Below are 18,042 nucleotides of genomic sequence, written 5' to 3'. Positions count from 1 at the left end.
TTGGACGAGGAAAAAGGCGGGATAGTCTTTACGCGGTTGCGCCGACCGGCGCCAGACTGGGCTGGCTGCCGTCGCGGTGTTGCAGGCGGAAGAAGGATGCATAGCGGCCGTTGCGGCGCAGCAGCTCTTCATGCTGGCCGCGCTCGACGATCTCGCCGCCCTCGACCACCAGGATGGCGTCGGCATGGGTGATGGTGTGCAGGCGGTGCGCGATGACGATGGTGGTGCGGTTCCGGCAGAGATGCTCGATCGCCTCCTGCACCTGCTTCTCGGACTCGGAGTCGAGCGCGGCAGTGGCCTCGTCGAGCAGGATGATCGGAGCGTTGCGGATCAGCGCGCGCGCCACCGCGATGCGCTGGCGCTGGCCGCCGGAGAGCTGCGTGCCGTGCTCGCCGACCGGCGTGTCGTAGCCGAGCGGGAAGCTCATGATGAAGTCGTGGGCGCAGGCGGCCTTTGCTGCGGCGACGATCTCGTCTTCGGTGGCGCCGATCTTGCCGAAGGCGATGTTCTCGCGGATGCTGTCGCGGAACAGGTAGACGTCCTGACCGACATAGGCGGTCTGCTGCCGCAGCGACTTGCGCGAGACCGATGAAACAGGCTGGCCATCGATCTGGATGCTGCCATCGGTCACCTCGTAGAAGCGCAGCACCAGCGCCAGCACCGTCGACTTGCCGCCGCCGGAGGGGCCGACCAGTGCGGTGACCTTGCCTGGCTCGGCGACAAAGCTCATGCGGTTGAGCACGGTCTCGCCCTCGCGATAGGCGAAGGTGACGTTGCGGAGTTCAATGCGCGCATCGGACAGTTTCAGCGGCGGCTTGTCGTCATCGGCCTGCTCGCTGGCGGGGCTGTCGATGACTTCCAGCAGCATGCGCGCGCCGACCAGCTGGCTGTTGAGGTCGATGTTGAGCCGCGCCAGCCGCTTGGCGGGCTCGGTCGCCAGCAGGAAGGCGGACATGAAGGAGAAGAACTGGCCGGGCGTCGCGCCCAGCGCGACCACGCTGTAGCCGCCATAGAGCAGGCAGCCCGCCACCGCGAACCCGCCCAGCATCTCCATCAGCGGATTGGAGCGGTTGGCGACGCGCGCCATCTTGTTGGCGTTGCGCTCGACGGCGCCGATGTTCTCGTCGATGCGCTGCTGCATGGCGCCTTCCAGCGTGAACGCCTTGACGGTGCGGATACCCTGCAACGATTCCTGCATGGTCTCGAGGATGTCGGCGGTGCCGGTGAACTGGTTGTAGGCGAGGCCCTTGATGCGCTTGACCAGCTTGCGCATGACCAGCATGGCCGGCGGCACCACGACGAAACCCAAGAGCGACATCAGCGGGTCCTGCCAGATCATCACCCCCAACAGGCTGATCAGCATCAACAGGTCGCGCCCGATGGCGTTGATCAGCATGTTGAGCACGTCGGTGATGGACTTGGCGCCCGCCGTCAGCCGCGCCAGGAATTCCGTGGAGTGCCGCGTGGAGAAGAAGGCGATGCTCTCGTTCATCAGCTTGGCGAACAGCTGCCGCTGATTATTGGCGAGGATGGCGTTGCTGATCTTCGAAAGGATGACCATGTGGCCGTAGGTCGCCACGCCCTTGATGAACAGCAGGAGCACGGTGACGCCGGAAAGCATCGCGATGCCGGCGACGTTCTTGTCGACATAGGCCTGGTTGATCGCCTGGCCGAGGACATAAGTTGCCGTAGCAGTGGCGCCGGCGGCGACGGCCATGAAGGCAAATGCCGTGAGATAGCGCCGCCAATAGACGATGCCCTGTTCCATCACCAGGCGGCGAATCAGGACCGCGGCCCCATAGGGATCATCAGTGATTTTCTTGGGAAACTGGGCCATCCGCGATCCCTGACACGCCGGGAAGCGGCGCGTCGCAGCTTGCGGTGTCTTGCCCGCTTAATCGCGGCTTTTCAAGCCAAATAACACCTTGATTTCAGGCCGATTGTGCCTGCTCTGCGAGTCCGCCGCGCTCGCGCAGCAGCTTCTCTTCCCAGGCCAGCGCGTGGGTGGCGATGGTGTCGAGATCGTCGTATTGCGGCGTCCAGTCGAGCAGCATGCGCATGCGGCTGGTGTCGGCCACCATGGTCATGATGTCGCCCGGCCTGCGCGCGGCATATTGAACCGCGAAGTTGCGGCCCGAGATGCGGCGCACCGCCTCGATGGTTTCGAGCACCGAATAGCCGCGGCCATAGCCGCAGTTCAGCGTCACGGAATCGCCGCCGCCGCGCAGGTAGGACAGCGCCGCGCGATGGGCTTGTGCGAGGTCGCTGACATGGATGAAGTCGCGGATGCAGCTGCCGTCGGGCGTCGGATAGTCGGTGCCGAACACGTCGATCTTGGCGCGCTGGCCGGTGGCGGCCTCGATTGCGATCTTCAGGAGATGGGTGGCGCCGACGGTCGCGAGACCGACGCGGCCTTCCGGGTCGGCGCCGGCGACATTGAAATAGCGCAGCACGGCATACTTCATGCCATGCGCGGCGGCGACATCGTGCAGCATGATCTCGCTCATCAGCTTGGAGAAGCCGTAGGGCGACAGTGGCCGGGTCGGCGCGGTCTCGGTCACCGGCACCTGGTCGGGATTGCCGTAGACGGCGGCGGTGGAGGAGAAGATGAAGCGGTTGATGCCGCTCTTCACCGCCGCGTTGAGCAGGTTGCGGGTCGTGAAGGTGTTGTTGCGGTAATAGCCGAGCGGATCGCGCATGGAATCCGGCACCACGACGCTTCCGGCGAAATGGATGATGCTCTCGATGCCGTGCTGCTCGATCACGCCCTCGACTAGATTTTCGTCGCCGGCATCGCCAATGAACAGCGGCACGCCTTCGGGGAGGAAGGCGGAAAAGCCGGTGGAGAGATTGTCGATCACGACGACGCTTTCGCCGGCTTCCACCAGCGCAAGGACCATGTGGCTGCCGATATAGCCGGCGCCTCCGGTGACGAGCACGGTCATGGGCTTTGCCTCTCCTTGTTAGGGAGTGGCGATGCTAGTGGCGGTGCGGTGAAAAGGGGGTTTCGGCGCGCCTGAACTGGTCACTATGCTTAATGTTGCGTATAGGAGCCTTACGAAACGGAGCCCGACGTGCCGATCGAGACCAATCTGCCCGCCGATCTGCAGCTGATCGTGCCAAACCTGCACAGGCGCTATTCGGGCGTGACCGCCACCAACCGGATGGTGGCGCCAAAACTGGCAAAGATGTTCCGCGCGGCGTGGCTCGGTTCCGATGCGCCCGACGGCATTGCGCGGATGGGCTTTGCGGATCTGATGAAGCTGTGGCGGCGGCGCACGCCGCTGATCTGGCACGCGCGGCGCAATGACGAGATGATCGTCGGCGTGGTGCTGCGCGCGCTCGGCTGGCCGCTCAAATTGGTGTTCACCTCGGCGGCACAGCGGCATCACACCTGGATCACGCGCTGGCTGATCCGGCAGATGGACGCGGTGATCGCCACCAGCGAACTCTCTGCATCCTTCCTCAAGCGCGAGGCAACGGTCGTCATGCACGGCGTCGACACCGATGCCTATGCGCCGGCGGCCGACCGCGCCTCGGCGTTTGCAGAGAGCGGGCTGCCCGGCCGCTATGCGATCGGCTGTTTCGGCCGGGTACGTGCGCAAAAGGGCAGCGACGTCTTCGTCGACGCCATGTGCCGGTTGCTGCCGCGCTATCCCGATTTCACCGCGGTCATGGTCGGCGCGATCGTGCCGGAGCAGCAAGCGTTCGCAAGCGAGCTGAAGAAGCGCATCGCGGCGGCGGGCCTGCAGTCGCGCATCGTCATCACGGGCGAGCTCGCGATCGAGGACGTGCGGCGCTGGTACAGGCGGCTGACGATCTACGCCTTCACCTCGCGCAATGAGGGTTTTGGGCTGACGCTGATCGAGGCGATGGCGGCGGGCGCTGCGCTGGCGGCCGCCCGCGCCGGCGCCGCCCAATTCGTGGTCGAAGACGGCGTCACCGGCGTGCTGACGCCGCCGGGCGACGTCGATGCGCTGGTGGCGGCACTCGAGCCGCTGATGCGCGATCCCGCTGCTGCTGCAGCGATGGGGGAGCGGGCGCGGGCGCGCGTAGAGGAAAAATTCAGCCTCGATGCGGAAGCCAGCGCGATTGCGAATGTTTATCGCGGATTGCTGGAGTAATCCTCAATGACCGGCAGTCACTGGAAGGACCTGTTTCGGGCCTGGTCCGTATTGCCCAGGCCCGTTGCTGTGCCGCCGGAGGCGATCGCCGCTATCAAGGCAGAGGTGCGGGGAGTCAGAGGACCGATCCTGCTTCTCGGGCTGACCAGGCAATTGATGGACACGAGCGACGATCTGGTTGCAATCGATCGCAGCGTCGAGATGGTCCTCAATCGCGCCGGGGCTGTGCGGACTGTCGCCGGAGACTGGACTGCGCTGCCGTTTGCGCCCGCTTCGTTTGCCGGCTGCATCGGCGATGGCAGCCTGATCTCATTTGCTTTTCCCGATCGCCTGCGGAGCGTCCTGAGCGAAGTCGCTCGTTGTCTGATCCCGGGCGGCCGATTCGCCTGTCGTGTCTTCCTTCGACCCGATCCGACGCCTGGCCTCGGAGACTTGTTGAGTATCGCGCGCAGCGGTGGAATGACCTTTCAGCACTTCAAGTTCAAGTTCGCGATGGCCATGGCTGCGGAAGCGGGGTCGCCCAACATCGCCGTCGCTGCCTTGCCTGAACTGCTCGCTGCGCGTTTGCCCGGTCGCGATGAGCTTGCCGCGCAGACGGGCTGGGATCTTGCGGAGATCGAAACCATCGACGTCTACCGATCGTCCGACGCGACCTATTGCTTCCCCACCCGCGCAGAGCTGACATCGTTGCTGCCGCGCGCTTTCACGGCGCACCGATTTGTCCCGGTCGCAAATCATCCGCTGGGCCAGGAATGGCCGGTGCTGGTGCTTGATCGATAGGTATTATGGTAGCGGCTTCGTTGCCAGCCAGCAACAGGCTGCACGATTCGATCCCCGGCATCCCGTGCGCGTGGACGATAGATTGATCGCCGCGCTCCACGGCGCGTAGGCTTCCCGCAACAGGGATGCACATGAGCGGATTCGAGCGACGGGGGCGGTGGACGGCCACCACCATGCTGTATGGCGTGGTGGGTGCGTCGTTTCTGTCGACCTGTGCCTGGGCCGGTCCGAATGATTTCCAGTGGCTTTCACCCGTGCCGGTGTCCAGCTATGCGCCTGCCGTCGATGGCGTGAACGCCCGGACCGAGCCTTTCGGCGGGCGCATCGCCAATCGCTCGATCGTCGGCAATCAGGGGGCCGTCACGTTCCCGATCAGCGGATCGCTGGGCGCGCAGATCGATGCCGCATTCGGAAGCCTGGACCGTCGCGGCTTCGGCAATCTCGCGGGCCATTTCTTCTGGCGCAATCCCAATCAGGCATTGTTCGGCTTCTATGCAAGCCACACCCGCTGGGACCAGTTCGGCGGAGCCCATGTCAATCAGGCGGCGGCGGAAGGAGAATTCTATTCCGGCCGGTTCACGGTGCAGGGGATCGCCGGTATCGAGTGGGGTAACCGCGCGTCCTCCGCATCCACACTTACGTCGATCACGCCCCCCGGCCCGCCAAATTTTCCATTTGGCTATCCAGCCGGCATTGCGACGACGTCTTCGTATTTGTCGGCCTTCGACGTCAAGACTCGATTCTTCGACCAGATCAATTTCAAGTACTATTTCACGGATAATGCGCTCGGTTATGTCGGCCACCGCTATCTGGGGGGCAAGCATGCCCTAGCGCTGGGCGGCGAATATGCTTTCCCGATTGATCGGGTCATGATTTCGGCGTTTGTCGAGGCTCGGGTCGGCGAAAGCAATTTCAACGGTGTGTGGGGCGGTCTGAAGTTCTACTTCAACGGCAAGAACAAGCCGCTCCTTGCCCGACACCGGCAGGATGACCCGAATATCTGGAGCGCCGATACGCTCTTCAGCATTACCAACTCGGCGACTTCCTCCAGTTCGTCGTCGTCGACAACCTTCTGCAACCCCGGCGATTTCCTGATATCGCCCGGTACCTGCGAGTCCGGTAGTTTCTAGGCTTCTTCGCGCCAGGGGTCGCTAGCTCAGGTTGGAAACGAACGGATCGAGCTTGCCGCCGGGACCTCGCGAAAGGCTGTCGACCCTTACCGGAACGGTTTCCACCGACGGATGCAGTTGCTGCTTGGCGTAGGCGCGCAAGCCCTCCGCATCGATCGACCGCTCGCCATCGGGCACATAGCGAAATTCGATCCGCTCGTAGTCGACCTGCACGACTTGGAATTCCTTGCAGGGAACGAATGACCGCATGGCGGTCGCGTTCCAAACCCGCGGCCATGCGCGCTTGCCATCCCTGAAGACGAACGCATTGCGCGTTCGGCCCAGCACCTGCGACAGGACCGGCAAGGTTCGTCCGCAACTGCAAGGCCTTTCGTCGGCAATCGCCACGTCCCCAATGTCATAACGGATGAACGGCGTGGCATAGTTGTAGAGGCTGGTGACCAGCACGCGGCCTGCCTCGCCGGCCGATACGGGCCCCCCGTTCTCACCCACGATCTCGACCAGCGTCATTTCCGAGCAGACATGGTAGTGCGGCGTCAGCGGACATTCGGTCGCGACGTAGCCGGTTTCCTCGGTCGAGTAGATGCCGATGAGCTTGCCGCCGAGCTTTTCGGCCACGAGCTCTCTCGCTCCCGGAAGGATGGTTTCCGAAATGGAAAAGATCTTCTCGAATGTGAAGGGGGCTGCCGCATCCGCCATTGCGTAGCCGAGGGCCATCGCGTTCGAGGGCAGCGTCATCAGGTACGGAGTCTTGTGGCGTGAGAGCCACTCGATCTGCTGGTCGACGGTGGCGCGCATGTCGAGGCCGTAGACCGCCGCATCCGGAGCCGCCTGGGACCAGCCGCGCGACACCTGCCCCTCCGGATAGTGCGGCACCGGGTCCATCCGGTAGATGCGCAATTGGGCGAGCGGCTTTGCGGGGTCGGCGCCGTGCCAGCGCGCAAGGCGGGTGAGCGCGGCGTTATAGGCGAGCTTCGCCAGCGCGTTGACGCCGAACATGATCGCTTCTCCGCCTGAGCCGGATGTCTTGTGTTCCGACACGGGTCCCAGTCTGGACTGATCCAGGTTCGCCGCGGACATTCGTTCGACCGATTGCGTCACCTCGCTGCGGGTGAGAATGGGCACCTCGTTCCAGCGCCTCAGATCGATGCTGCCGTCAGGCGCAACGAGACAATTGAGCCGTTCCGCGTAAAACGGGCTGTTGGCGCGAGCATGCGTCACCAGCTGGCGAACGAGCCCGCGTTGATACTCATCGAGCGCCGCGCGAGGCATGAATTCGGTCTTGCCCAGGGCGGCCAGGTAGCGCTGAAAGACTTCGTTCATGGCTCCAGCATTTGACCGGCTCGAACGGGCAAGCGAGCCGCTAACCCTCTACGAGAGAATATTTCCTTTGAGGATGTTGGCAACGAACGCATCGAGGTCGCCGCCCGTGAACAGGAAGCCGGGCAGGCCGGCGGCTTTGGCCGCTTCGATGTCGCTGTCGCGGTCGCCGATGACGAAACTGCCCTGGTGTCGCACCGGCCAGTGCGCCATCAGATCGTGGATCATGCCGGGGGCCGGCTTGCGCCAGTGATGGGGCTCGAGATAGCCCTCGACGACACCATCGGGGTGATGCGGGCAATACCGGATGTCGTCGATGTGCGCGCCCTGGGCTCGCAATTCGGCGCACATCCAGTCATGCAGCGCGCCGACATCGGCCTCGGTGAAGAAGCCGCGCGCGACGCCGGACTGGTTGGTGAAGAAGAACACGAGATAGCCGGCGTCGTTGAGCCGCTTGATCGCTTTCGCTGCATTGGGCATCCAGCGGATGCGCTCTTTCGTGCCCATGTAGCCGTCGTCGTGATTGACGACGCCGTCGCGGTCGAGAAACGCGGCAGGACGGAGCTGCTGCGTCATGGCGCGCGGCTTCGGCTTGCGGCCGCCAGCACGTGCTCGGCGGTCTCGACCACGCTGGCGGCAGAGATGTCGCGCATGCAGCGGTGATCGTTCTGAGTGCAGATCGTGCGCTGACAGGGCTGGCAGGCGAGCTGCGTCGTGGTCTGCACGGTGGCTGCAAGTCCGTTGAGCGGCGCCCAAAGATAGGGGCTGGTCGGGCCGAAGATGCCCATGGTCGGCGTGCCGATCGCGGCTGCGATGTGCATCAGTCCGGAGTCGTTCGAGATCGCCACGCTGGCGGATGCCATCGCAAGGATGCCGTTGCGCAGATCGTTGCCGGTGAGGTCGCGCACCCTGGGGCCGCCGGTGGCGACGATCTCCTGCGCCAGCGCCTTCTCGCCGGGACCGCCGATCACCCAGACGTCGAAACCGCGGTCGATGAGAAGCCGCGCCGCTTCGCCGTAATAGGTCCAGCGCTTGGATTCGCCCATCGAGCCGGGGGCGAGCGCAATGGCGCGGCCGGTGCCGAGCCCGTTGGCCTGCCGCCAGCGGCCGGCTTCCTCGGCGGGGACCCGCAGCTGCGGCTCCGGCCATTCCGGCGGCAGCGGGGCGCCGTCGGGCAGGGCCAGCGCAGCATTCTTGTCGATGAAGCGGGGCAGGGCCTTTTCGCCCCAGCGCCAATGGTTGATCAATCCGAACCGGGCCTCTCCCACGAAGCCGACCCGCTCGGGGATGCCGGCCAGCGCGGGCGCAATCGCCGCCTTCCAGGTCCGGGGCAGCACCAGCGCCGTGCCGTAGCCCCGCTGGCGCAGCTCGGCGGCCAGCGCCCGCTGCCTGCCGATCGCTAGCCGCCCGCGCGGCAGGTCGGCCAGAATGCCCTTCCGGACCCCGGGCATGTAGTCCACCAGGGGCGCGCACAGCGAGGTCGTGAGCACGTCCACGGGGCGGTTGGGCCAGCGCTCCCTGAGGACCCGCACCACCGTGTGCCCCCGCACGAAATCGCCGATCCACATGTAGGGAACGATCAGAATCGGCCGGACATCGGCTGGATCGGGATGAATTGAATTATTGTTCATAATTTGACGCGGGTCGGGGTCCGGCCCCGTCGGTAGCGGCTCCCGCAGGAGAGGTAAAGCGTTGGAAAAGCCGGTTCCGATCTTCACCACATGGGTCAACCCAGGTTGCCCGCCGCGCGGGACTGGGGCAAAGCTGCCGTGAAACCATCAAGGCAGGGACGGGCATGTTGCTGGTGACCGGGGGCGCCGGTTTTATCGGGTCGAATGTCGTGGCCGCGTTGAACGACGCCGGCCGCAGCGACGTGGTCGTTTGCGATCTGCTCGGCCATGACGGCAAATGGCGAAATCTCGCCAAGCGCCAGCTTGCCGACATTGTGCCGCCAACGCAGCTCAACGATTGGCTGAAGGGCCGCAAGCTCGATGCCGTCATCCATATGGGCGCCATCTCGGAGACGACGGCGACCGACGGCGACCTCGTCATCGAAACCAATTTCCGCTTCTCGATGCGGCTGCTCGACTGGTGCGCGGCCAATAACGTGCCGTTCATCTATGCCTCGTCGGCGGCGACCTATGGCGACGGCGCGCAAGGTTTTGGCGACGATCCGTCGCCCGCGGCGCTCAGGCAGTTGCGGCCGATGAATCTCTACGGCTGGAGCAAGCATCTGTTCGACCTGGCCGTGATCGACCGCGCCATGCGCGGCGAAAAACTGCCACCGCAATGGGCGGGCCTGAAATTCTTCAACGTGTTCGGGCCCAACGAATATCACAAGGGCACGATGATGAGCGTGCTGGCGCGGCGCTTTGCCGACATCAGGGCGGGCCGGCCGGTGCAGCTGTTCAGGTCGCACCGCGAGGGCATCGCCGACGGCGACCAGCGCCGCGACTTCATCTATGTCGACGACGTCGTGCGCGTGATGATGTGGCTGCTGGCGACGCCGAAGGTTTCCGGCCTCTTCAATGTCGGCACCGGCACGGCGCGCAGCTTCAAGGACATGATGCTGGCCGCCTACGGCGCGCTCGGCGCCGCGCCCAACATCCAGTATATCGACATGCCCGAGCAGATCCGCGGCAGCTACCAGTATTTCACTGAGAGCAAGGTCGATCGGCTGCGCGGTGCAGGCTACAATGGCGGCTTCACGGCGCTGGAAGAGGCCGTCGACACCTACGTGAAGGGTTTCCTCGATCGCGCCGACCGCTTCCGCTGAGCGGCGCAGGAGACGACGAGTACCGATGTTCGATTTCGACGCACTCGCTCAAGCAATCGGCCGGCAGACGGTGCTCTGCATCGGCGATCTCATGGTCGACGAGTTCGTCTATGGCGAGGTGTCGCGGATCTCGCCGGAAGCGCCGGCGCCGGTCATTGCCGCGCAGCGCAGCGAGACCAATATCGGCGGCGCCGGCAATGTCGCGCGCAATATCGCCTCGCTCGGCGGCCGCTGCATCTTCACCGGCCTGATCGGCGAGGATGAAGTGGGCGTGAAGCTCGCGGTCACCCTGCAGCAGGAGCCCGGCATCGAGAGCGTGCTGGTGCACGACCCCGCCCGCCCGACCACGCGAAAAGTGCGTTTCGTCTCCGAGCATTTCTCCACCCACATGCTGCGCGCCGACTGGGAGCTGGCACAGCCGGCCGCCGGCGAGATCGAGCAGAAACTGATCGACGCGGTGCTGCCGAACATCGCGCGCGCCGACATCGTGCTGCTGTCGGACTACGCCAAGGGCGTGCTGACCGCGCGGGTGATCCGCAACGTGATCGACGCCGCAAAAAGGCTCGGCAAGCGCGTGATCGTCGATCCCAAGAGCGCCAATCTTGCGATCTATCGCGGCGCGACCCTGCTCACGCCCAACCGCAAGGAATTTGCCGAGGCGACGCGCAGCCGTGCCGACAGCGAGGCGAGCATTGCGGAAGCGGCACGCGACGCGATGTATCTCGCCGATTGCGAGGCGATGCTGGTGACGCAGAGCGAGCACGGCATGACCCTGGTGACGCGCCAGGGCGAGGCCATCCACGTCCCGGCGCTGCCGGTCAAGGTACGCGACGTCTCCGGCGCGGGCGATACGGTCGCGGCGGCGCTGGCGCTGGCGCTGGCCGCCGGCGCCGACTGGGAGACGGCGCTGCGCGTGGCAAACGCCGCGGCGGCGGTGGCCGTCGGCAAGAAGGGCACCGCGACCGTCACGACCGCCGAGTTGCGGCGAAAAATCCTGCCGCATGCCTCGCTCGCGGCCGAGGAGAAGATCGCCGCATCGGACGTGCTCGATGCCCATCTTGCCGAATGGCGGGCCCAGGGCCTGCGCGTCGGTTTCACCAATGGCTGTTTCGACATCCTGCATCCCGGCCACGTCAAGGTGCTCACCGCCGCGCGGGGCGCCTGCGACCGCCTGGTGGTCGGCCTCAACAGCGACGCCTCGGTGCGGCGGCTGAAGGGCGAGGGCCGTCCGGTGCAGGACGAGCGGGCGCGCGCCGAAGTGCTGGCGGCACTGGAAGCGGTCGACCTCGTCGTCGTCTTCGAGGAGGACACGCCGATCAAACTGATCGGACAGATCAGGCCGAGCGTGCTGGTCAAGGGCGGCGACTACACCCGCGAGCAGGTGGTCGGCCACGAGATCGTCGAGGCACATGGCGGCGAAGTGCTGCTGGTCGACATTCTTGAGGGCCACAGCACTACCTCGCTGGTGAAGCGCGCCCGCGAGGGGCAGGCATGAGTGGCGCGGCGGCCGCGCAGGCATCGCCGCTCATGGAATGGTGGCGGTGGTTGCGCCATCCCGCCTTCTGGATGCCGGTGGCCGATGCCTTCGCGATACTGACGGCGGCTTCCCTGCCGTGGTCGACGTCGGCGGTCGGAATCTTCACCGCCTGCTGGCTCGGCTCGTCGGCGCTGATCATCGACTATCCCGCCTGGTTCCGCTCGCTGAAACAGCCGATCTGCGCCATGCCGCTGGCGCTGTTTGCGCTCGCGGCAGCGGGCACGCTGTGGTCGGAGGCGTCGTGGGACGCGCGGATCTATGCCCTCACTCCCGCGATCAAGCTGTTGTTCCTGCCTGGGCTGTTCCAGTATTTCGAGCGGTCGACCCGCGGCATGTGGGTGTTCGTCGCCTTCCTCGGCTCCTGCACGCTGCTGATGGCGTTGTCCTGGCTGGTGCTGCTCGAGCCGGGTCTTGCGATCAAGGGCGGCGAGCCTCAGCGCGGCGTCTTCGTCAAGAACTACATCGATCAAGGTCAGGAGTTCGCACTCTGCGCGGTGGCGCTGACCTATCCAATCTACGTGCTGCTGCGCGAGCGCAGGTTCTGGCCGGCGCTGTCGTTTCTTGGCATAGTACTCGGACTGCTTGCGAACATGATCTTCGTCATCGTCTCGCGCACCGCGATGGTAACAATGCCGATCATGCTGGCGGTGTTTGCAGCGCTGCATCTGCGCTTGCGAACCAGCGTGATGATTTTTGCCGCAGCCGCGTTGCTGGCTGGCGCGTCCTGGGCCGCATCATCCCAGTTGCGTAGCACTGTCCACAGCGTTTTCAGCGACTATCAACGTTACAAGAAAGAGAATGCGCCGACATCGATCGGTCTGCGCCTGGAGTACTGGCAGAAATCCCTGCAATTCATCAGGGAGGCGCCACTCGCCGGCCACGGCACCGGCTCGACCCGAACGCTGTTTGAAGGGGTGGCGGCCAAAGGCGACCCCGAGTTGGTCGCTTCCGCGAATATCATCGGCAATCCGCACAACCAGACCCTCAATGTCGCCGTGCAGTGGGGCGTGATCGGCGTCGTCGTGCTGTGGGCGATGTGGATCTCCCACCTGCTGTTGTTCCGCGGCGAGAGCCTGGTTGCGTGGATCGGCCTTCTTGTGGTCGTGCAGAATATCTTCACCTCGCTGTTCAACTCGCACATCTTCGACTTCCACCAGGGGTGGATGTATGTGCTTGGCGTCGGCGTTGCCGGCGGCATGATGATGAAGCGGCGATCGGGCGAGGCGAGCAGTCTGCAATGACGGAGAGTGATGCAAAGCGCGAAGGCTGGTCGATCGGTTCCGCGCTGGCCGCCTTCATGGCTGCCCGTCGCGATCCCGCCGCGCAGATCAGGAACATCGACCTGCTGACGGTGCTGATCGCGGTGCTGCTGCCGTGGTCGACGTCCGGGGTCGCCATCGCCAGCCTGCTGTGGCTGATTGCGCTGATCCCGACGCTCGATGTCAGGGCTTTTGCGCAATCGCTGAAGCGGCCGGTCTCGGCGCCGCCGATCGCGCTGTTCGTGCTGGCATTGGCCGGAACGCTGTGGTCGGACGCCCCCTGGGGCGCGCGCCTCTATGCTGTCGGTCCCGCGGCAAAACTGCTGGTCCTGCCGCTGCTGCTCTATCACTTCGAGCGGACGCCGCGCGGCAAATGGGTGTTCGTCGGCTTTCTCGTCTCATGCGCGCTGATGCTGGCGATGTCGTGGATCGTGGCCTTCGCACCGGCCTTTACGTTCAAGCCAGTCAACGAGCGCGTCTGCGGCGTCTTCGTCAAGAACTACATCGACCAGAGCCAGGAATTCGCGCTGTGCGCGCTGGCGCTGGCCTTTCCCGTGATGGCGCTGTGGAAGGAAGACAGGCGCCGGCCGGCGGCATGGCTGTTTTTGCTGGCGCTCGCCTTCGTCGCCAACATGGTGTTCGTGATCGCCTCCCGCACGGCACTGGCCACCATGCCCCTGATGCTGGCCGTCTTCGCCTTCCGCTATCTGCCGTGGCGGGGCATCGTCGCCGTCGGCATCGTCACGCTCGTCGCGGGCGCTGCCTGGGCCACGGCGCCGCGGATGTGCCGGACCATCGACACGATCGCCCGCGATTTCGAACTCTACCAGGAGCGCAATATCCCGACCTCCGCCGGCCTGCGCATCGAATACTGGACGAAGTCGCTTCGCTTCATCGGCGAGGCGCCGCTGGTTGGGCATGGCACCGGCTCGATCCGCGGCCTGTTCGAGAAAGCGGCGACAGGCGGCGCTGCGGGCGCTTCGGCGCAGGTCGTCGCCAACCCGCACAACCAGACGCTTTCCGTCGCCATCCAGTGGGGCGCGATCGGCGTCGTCCTTCTCTATGCGATGTGGCTGTCGCATCTCCTCTTGTTCCGCGGCGAGGGCCTTGTCGCCTGGGTCGGGCTCCTGGTGGTGGTGCAGAACGTCCTATCCTCGCTGTTCAATTCGCATCTGTTCGATTTCCATGAAGGGTGGATGTACGTATTGGGCGTCGGCGTTGCCGGCGGAACGGTGCTGGGCGGCGCTGGCATGGGCGGACGAGATGGGGTATCAGCGGCCACGCAGCGAGGAAGCCGGGACAGTATCCGGCCGGCGACATGATGAATTTTAGGAATCTGACCCAGCGCAATTTGCTGATCGCCACGCATGACGCGCTGGCGACGGCGGCTGCTCTGTTTGCCAGCTTCTTCCTGCGCTTCGACGGCGACCTGTTCTGGAGCCGGGTGCCGCTGCTGCTGCAGATCATGCCCTACTTCATCGCCTTCAGCGTGGTGGTCGGCTATCTCTTCAAGCTGACGACCACGAAGTGGCGATTCATCTCGCTGCCGGACGCGCTCAACATCGTGCGCGTTGCCACCGTGCTGACGCTGGCGCTGGTGGTGCTGGACTATCTGATCGTCGCTCCCGCCGTCGGCGGCACCTTTTTCCTCGGCCGCATCACCATCATCCTGTACTGGTTCCTGGAAATCCTGTTCCTGAGCGCGGCGCGCTTTGCCTACCGCTACTTCCGCTACACGCGGGTGCGCCGCCACGCCAGGACGGAAGGCGCTTCGCCGGCGCTGCTGATCGGCCGCGCCGCCGATGCCGAGGTGCTGCTGCGCGGCATCGAAAGCGGCGCCGTCAAGCAGCTCTGGCCGGTCGGCGTGCTGTCGCCGTCGCCCTCCGATCGCGGACAGACCATCCGCGACGTGCCCGTTCTCGGCGGCATCGACGACGTCGAGGACGTCATCCGCGACTATGAGCAGCGCGGCAAGCCGATCGCGCGCGTCGTGATGACGCCGTCGGCCTTCGAGCCGGAGGCGCGGCCCGAGGCGGTGCTGATGCGCGCGAAGCGGCTGGGGCTGATCGTCAGCCGCATGCCGTCGCTGGAGAGCGGCGACGCCCCGCGTCTGACCGCGGTCGCGGTGGAAGACCTGCTGCTGCGGCCGAGCGAGAAGATCGACTACGCCAGGCTCGAGGCGCTGGTGAAGGGCAAGTCCGTCATCGTCACCGGCGGCGGCGGCTCGATCGGCGCGGAGATCTGCGACAGGGTCGCGACCTTCGGTGCCGCGCGGCTGCTGGTCATCGAGAATTCGGAGCCGGCGCTCTACGCCGTCACCGAGGCGCTCGGCGCGCGCGACGGCGGCGCCATCATCGAGGGCCGCATCGCCGACATCCGCGACCGCGAACGCGTCATGCGGCTGATGGACGAATTCAAGCCCGACATCGTGTTCCATGCCGCGGCGCTGAAGCACGTGCCGATCCTCGAGCGCGACTGGAGCGAGGGGGTCAAGACCAACATCTTCGGATCGGTCAACGTCGCGGACGCGGCGCTCGCCGCCGGCGCCGAGGCGATGGTGATGATCTCGACCGACAAGGCGATCGAGCCGGTGTCGATGCTCGGGCTCACCAAGCGCTTTGCCGAAATGTACTGCCAGGCGCTCGACCATGACCTTGCCGCGCAGGTCGCGGGTCGGCCGCGCATGCGCCTGATCTCGGTGCGCTTCGGCAACGTGCTGGCCTCGAACGGCTCGGTGGTGCCGAAGTTCAAGGCGCAGATCGAGGCGGGCGGGCCGGTGACGGTGACCCATCCCGACATGGTCCGCTACTTCATGACCATCCGCGAGGCCTGCGATCTCGTGATCACGGCGGCGGCGCATGCGCTCGCACCCGTGCGGCCGGACGTCTCCGTCTATGTGCTCAACATGGGCCAGCCGGTGAAGATCGTCGACCTCGCCGAGCGCATGATCCGCCTGTCCGGCCTCGAGCCCGGCCTCGACATCGAGATCACCTTCACCGGCATGCGGCCGGGCGAGCGGCTCAACGAAATCCTGTTCGCGAACGAGGAGCCGACGGTCGAGATCGGCCTTGCCGGCATCATGGCGGCCAAGCCGAACGAGCCGCCGATGCCGACCTTGCGCAAATGGCTCGCAGCGCTCGAGGAGGCCATCGCCAGGGACGATCGCGCCACCATCAAGGCGGTGCTCAAGGATGCCATCCCGGAATTCGGTGCGGCAGCGCCGCCGGAGGAAACGCCCTCCGTCATCCGCCTGTCAAAGGCCTGACCCGGTCCGGATCACGCCCTGAGCTGAAAAATCCGCCGCGCAAAGCGCAGGAAGAAAGCCGCATCGATCGGCGGGGCGCCAAGATGCTCGCGGCGCGAGCGCAGGCATTCGAGGTTGCCGCGAATGGTCACGCCCAGCCCGCTGGTGGAGATGCCGCCGACCTGGAAATCGACGAAGACGCGCGGCAGATAACGCGCCCGGAAATCGTGCAGCGCCAGCGCGCGCAGCATGTAGTCGTAGTCGGCCGTCGTGACGTAGCTGAGGTCGTAGTCGCCGACGGTCTCGGCGACCTTCCTGCGCATGTAGAAGGCCGGATGCGGCGGGACCCAGCCGAGCTGGAACGAATAGCGGCGGAACGTCCCGCCGTGCCAGACGCGCGTGCGGCGCTTGGTGCGGTGGTCGGTCACCATGTCGATGTCGCCATAGACGATGTCGGCTTCCGCCAATCCGGCGGCGATGTCGGCGAGCACGCCGGGATCGTGGAAGGTGTCGTCGGAGTTGAGGAAGCCGATGGCATCGCCGGCAAAGCGGCGAAAGCCCTTGTTCATGGCGTCATAGACGCCCTTGTCCGGCTCGGAGAAGACGCGGATCTCGGGAGAGGCGAAGGATTCGACGATTTTAAGCGTGCCGTCGCGAGAGGCGCCGTCGATAACGAGCATCTCCTTGTCGGCATGCGATTGTTTCAGGAAGGATTCGATGGTGAAGCCGATCGTCGCTTCGGAATTGAAGCTCGCTGTGACGACACTGATCTTCATCCAATCTCTCGAAATAGTACGTCCCATCCGTAAACGGGCATCAGTATGAAATTATGTCGGGTCTAGTTCTGCCGGGTTCGAAATCATTGCGCCTGTTCCGGCACGGTGATGGGGGCCGAACCCTTCGCGGCCTTCTCTGCGCTGAAAATCCATACCAGCCCGCCGCAGGCGCCGACGATGAAGGATACCGCGCCGAACAGCAAGGACACATTCACGCCTTCATTGGCCAACAGCCCGGCATAGCCGAACGCCAGGCCCATGGTGGCTTCTCGAACGCCCCAGCCGGCGATCGAGATCGGCATCATGGTGATCAGCATCACCGGCGGGACGAGCTGGAACACCTGCCCGAACAGCACGGGAGCGGCGATCGAGCGGACCACGCACCAGGCGATCACGACGGCGAGGACATGGACCAGCAGCGACAGCACGGCGATCTTGGGTCCGCGATCGCGGCTGAAGATGACGCGGTTGGCGATGACGGCGCAGGCATGGAGATGATGCGTGCCCCACCAGCGTTTCAGCCACGGCCAGTTGAGCCGGCCGAGCAAGAGAAAGCCGAGGCCGCCCGCCAGCGCCGCGAAATCGACGAACAGCAATGCGGCGCGGCCGTTCGGGTCCGATATCAGGCGGTAGCTCCACGGCAGGCTCGCCACGATCACGATCGCAAGCGCAATCAGTCCGATCGCGCGGTCGACGAAGATCGAATAGGTCGCCGCGCGCCAGCCTGCGCCGGCGCGGGCGACCAGCCAGAGCCGCACCGCATCGCCGCCGATCGAGGAGGGCAGGGTCTGGTTGAAGAAGGCGCCGATCAGGTTGTAGCGCGTCGCCTGGGTCAATTGCAGCGGTGCGCCGCATTCGGCGCTGACCTCGCGCCAGCGCAGCACGCCGACGAAGATCTGCAGAAAGGTCGCCGCGATGGCGAGCCCAATCCAGCCCAGGCTCGCCACGTTGAAGCGCGAGGCGAGCTCGTGAAAATCGACCTTGCGCAGCGCCAGGTACAGCAGGCCTGCGGAAACGAGTATTTTCAGCGAGGAAAGCGCTATCCGGCGCATCAAAGGCAACTGGGATCGGTTTGAGGAGACCAAAGCGCGGATCG

Annotated in this window: 15 protein-coding genes; 8 read left to right on the top strand and 7 right to left on the bottom strand. The window is 65.2% G+C overall.

Features of this window, described 5'->3' with window-relative positions:
* Positions 1–28 precede the first annotated feature (28 nt).
* A complete protein-coding gene (locus tag HZB49_RS16490; protein WP_291613182.1) occupies positions 29–1,837 on the bottom strand; it encodes an ABC transporter ATP-binding protein in 1,809 nt (602 codons plus the stop codon).
* A gap of 94 nt (positions 1,838–1,931) precedes the next feature.
* Positions 1,932–2,945 (bottom strand): UDP-glucose 4-epimerase GalE, encoded by a 1,014-nt coding sequence (galE, locus tag HZB49_RS16485; protein ID WP_291613180.1) that lies wholly within the window; start codon positions 2,943–2,945, stop codon positions 1,932–1,934.
* A 129-nt stretch (positions 2,946–3,074) separates the two neighbouring features.
* On the opposite strand from galE, the gene HZB49_RS16480 reads away from it, so the two are divergent.
* The 3 genes from HZB49_RS16480 to HZB49_RS16470 all read left to right on the top strand — a co-directional run bounded on the left by HZB49_RS16480 (position 3,075) and on the right by HZB49_RS16470 (position 6,034).
* The gene (locus HZB49_RS16480) at positions 3,075–4,124 is read left to right on the top strand and encodes a glycosyltransferase family 4 protein (protein WP_291613178.1); all 1,050 of its coding nucleotides are present in this window, start codon (positions 3,075–3,077) and stop codon (positions 4,122–4,124) included.
* A 6-nt stretch (positions 4,125–4,130) separates the two neighbouring features.
* Positions 4,131–4,904 (top strand): methyltransferase domain-containing protein, encoded by a 774-nt coding sequence (locus HZB49_RS16475; protein WP_291613176.1) that lies wholly within the window; start codon positions 4,131–4,133, stop codon positions 4,902–4,904.
* A gap of 131 nt (positions 4,905–5,035) precedes the next feature.
* Positions 5,036–6,034, top strand: coding sequence for a hypothetical protein (locus HZB49_RS16470; protein WP_291613174.1), 999 nt, complete (start codon positions 5,036–5,038; stop codon positions 6,032–6,034).
* A 21-nt stretch (positions 6,035–6,055) separates the two neighbouring features.
* On the opposite strand, the gene HZB49_RS16465 is transcribed toward HZB49_RS16470, so the two are convergent.
* From HZB49_RS16465 to waaF, 3 genes are read right to left on the bottom strand one after another with little or no spacing between them, the layout of a single operon-like run.
* On the bottom strand, positions 6,056–7,357 hold the full coding sequence (locus tag HZB49_RS16465) for a hypothetical protein (protein WP_291613173.1): 1,302 nt from the start codon (positions 7,355–7,357) through the stop codon (positions 6,056–6,058).
* 48 nt (positions 7,358–7,405) lie between these two features.
* Entirely contained in the window at positions 7,406–7,930 is a 525-nt protein-coding gene (locus HZB49_RS16460) for an HAD family hydrolase (RefSeq protein WP_291613170.1), read from the bottom strand.
* Positions 7,927–8,985, bottom strand: a complete 1,059-nt coding sequence (gene waaF / locus HZB49_RS16455) for a lipopolysaccharide heptosyltransferase II (protein ID WP_291613168.1) — start codon at positions 8,983–8,985, stop codon at positions 7,927–7,929. Before waaF ends, HZB49_RS16460 begins: the two co-directional genes overlap by 4 nt.
* A 164-nt stretch (positions 8,986–9,149) precedes the next feature.
* On the opposite strand from waaF, the gene rfaD reads away from it, so the two are divergent.
* The 5 genes from rfaD to HZB49_RS16430 are packed head-to-tail and all read left to right on the top strand — an operon-like array spanning position 9,150 to position 16,191.
* Positions 9,150–10,130: an ADP-glyceromanno-heptose 6-epimerase gene (gene rfaD / locus HZB49_RS16450; protein ID WP_291613166.1), complete on the top strand. Its 981-nt coding sequence runs from the start codon at positions 9,150–9,152 to the stop codon at positions 10,128–10,130.
* A gap of 25 nt (positions 10,131–10,155) precedes the next feature.
* On the top strand, positions 10,156–11,625 hold the full coding sequence (rfaE1, locus tag HZB49_RS16445) for a D-glycero-beta-D-manno-heptose-7-phosphate kinase (RefSeq protein ID WP_291613164.1): 1,470 nt from the start codon (positions 10,156–10,158) through the stop codon (positions 11,623–11,625).
* Between the two features lie 32 nt (positions 11,626–11,657).
* On the top strand, positions 11,658–12,908 hold the full coding sequence (locus HZB49_RS16440) for an O-antigen ligase family protein (RefSeq protein ID WP_291613343.1): 1,251 nt from the start codon (positions 11,658–11,660) through the stop codon (positions 12,906–12,908).
* 56 nt (positions 12,909–12,964) lie between these two features.
* Complete coding sequence (locus HZB49_RS16435) at positions 12,965–14,248, top strand: O-antigen ligase family protein (protein WP_291613341.1); 1,284 nt, start codon at positions 12,965–12,967, stop codon at positions 14,246–14,248.
* A complete protein-coding gene (locus HZB49_RS16430) occupies positions 14,245–16,191 on the top strand; it encodes a nucleoside-diphosphate sugar epimerase/dehydratase (RefSeq protein WP_291613162.1) in 1,947 nt (648 codons plus the stop codon). Before HZB49_RS16435 ends, HZB49_RS16430 begins: the two co-directional genes overlap by 4 nt.
* An 11-nt stretch (positions 16,192–16,202) precedes the next feature.
* Here the strand turns inward: HZB49_RS16430 and HZB49_RS16425 are convergent, their stop codons facing one another.
* On the bottom strand, positions 16,203–16,946 hold the full coding sequence (locus HZB49_RS16425) for a glycosyltransferase family 2 protein (RefSeq protein WP_291613160.1): 744 nt from the start codon (positions 16,944–16,946) through the stop codon (positions 16,203–16,205).
* Positions 16,947–17,029: 83 nt separating this feature from the next.
* The gene (locus tag HZB49_RS16420) at positions 17,030–17,998 is read right to left on the bottom strand and encodes a lysylphosphatidylglycerol synthase transmembrane domain-containing protein (protein WP_291613159.1); all 969 of its coding nucleotides are present in this window, start codon (positions 17,996–17,998) and stop codon (positions 17,030–17,032) included.
* Positions 17,999–18,042 lie beyond the last annotated feature (44 nt).

It is taken from the genome of Bradyrhizobium sp. (assembly GCF_016219575.1).
In the GTDB taxonomy this organism is placed as follows: Bacteria; Pseudomonadota; Alphaproteobacteria; order Rhizobiales; family Xanthobacteraceae; genus Bradyrhizobium.
The sequence above is the reverse complement of the archived record's forward strand: the minus strand, read 5'-3'. Positions and strand labels throughout refer to the sequence as shown.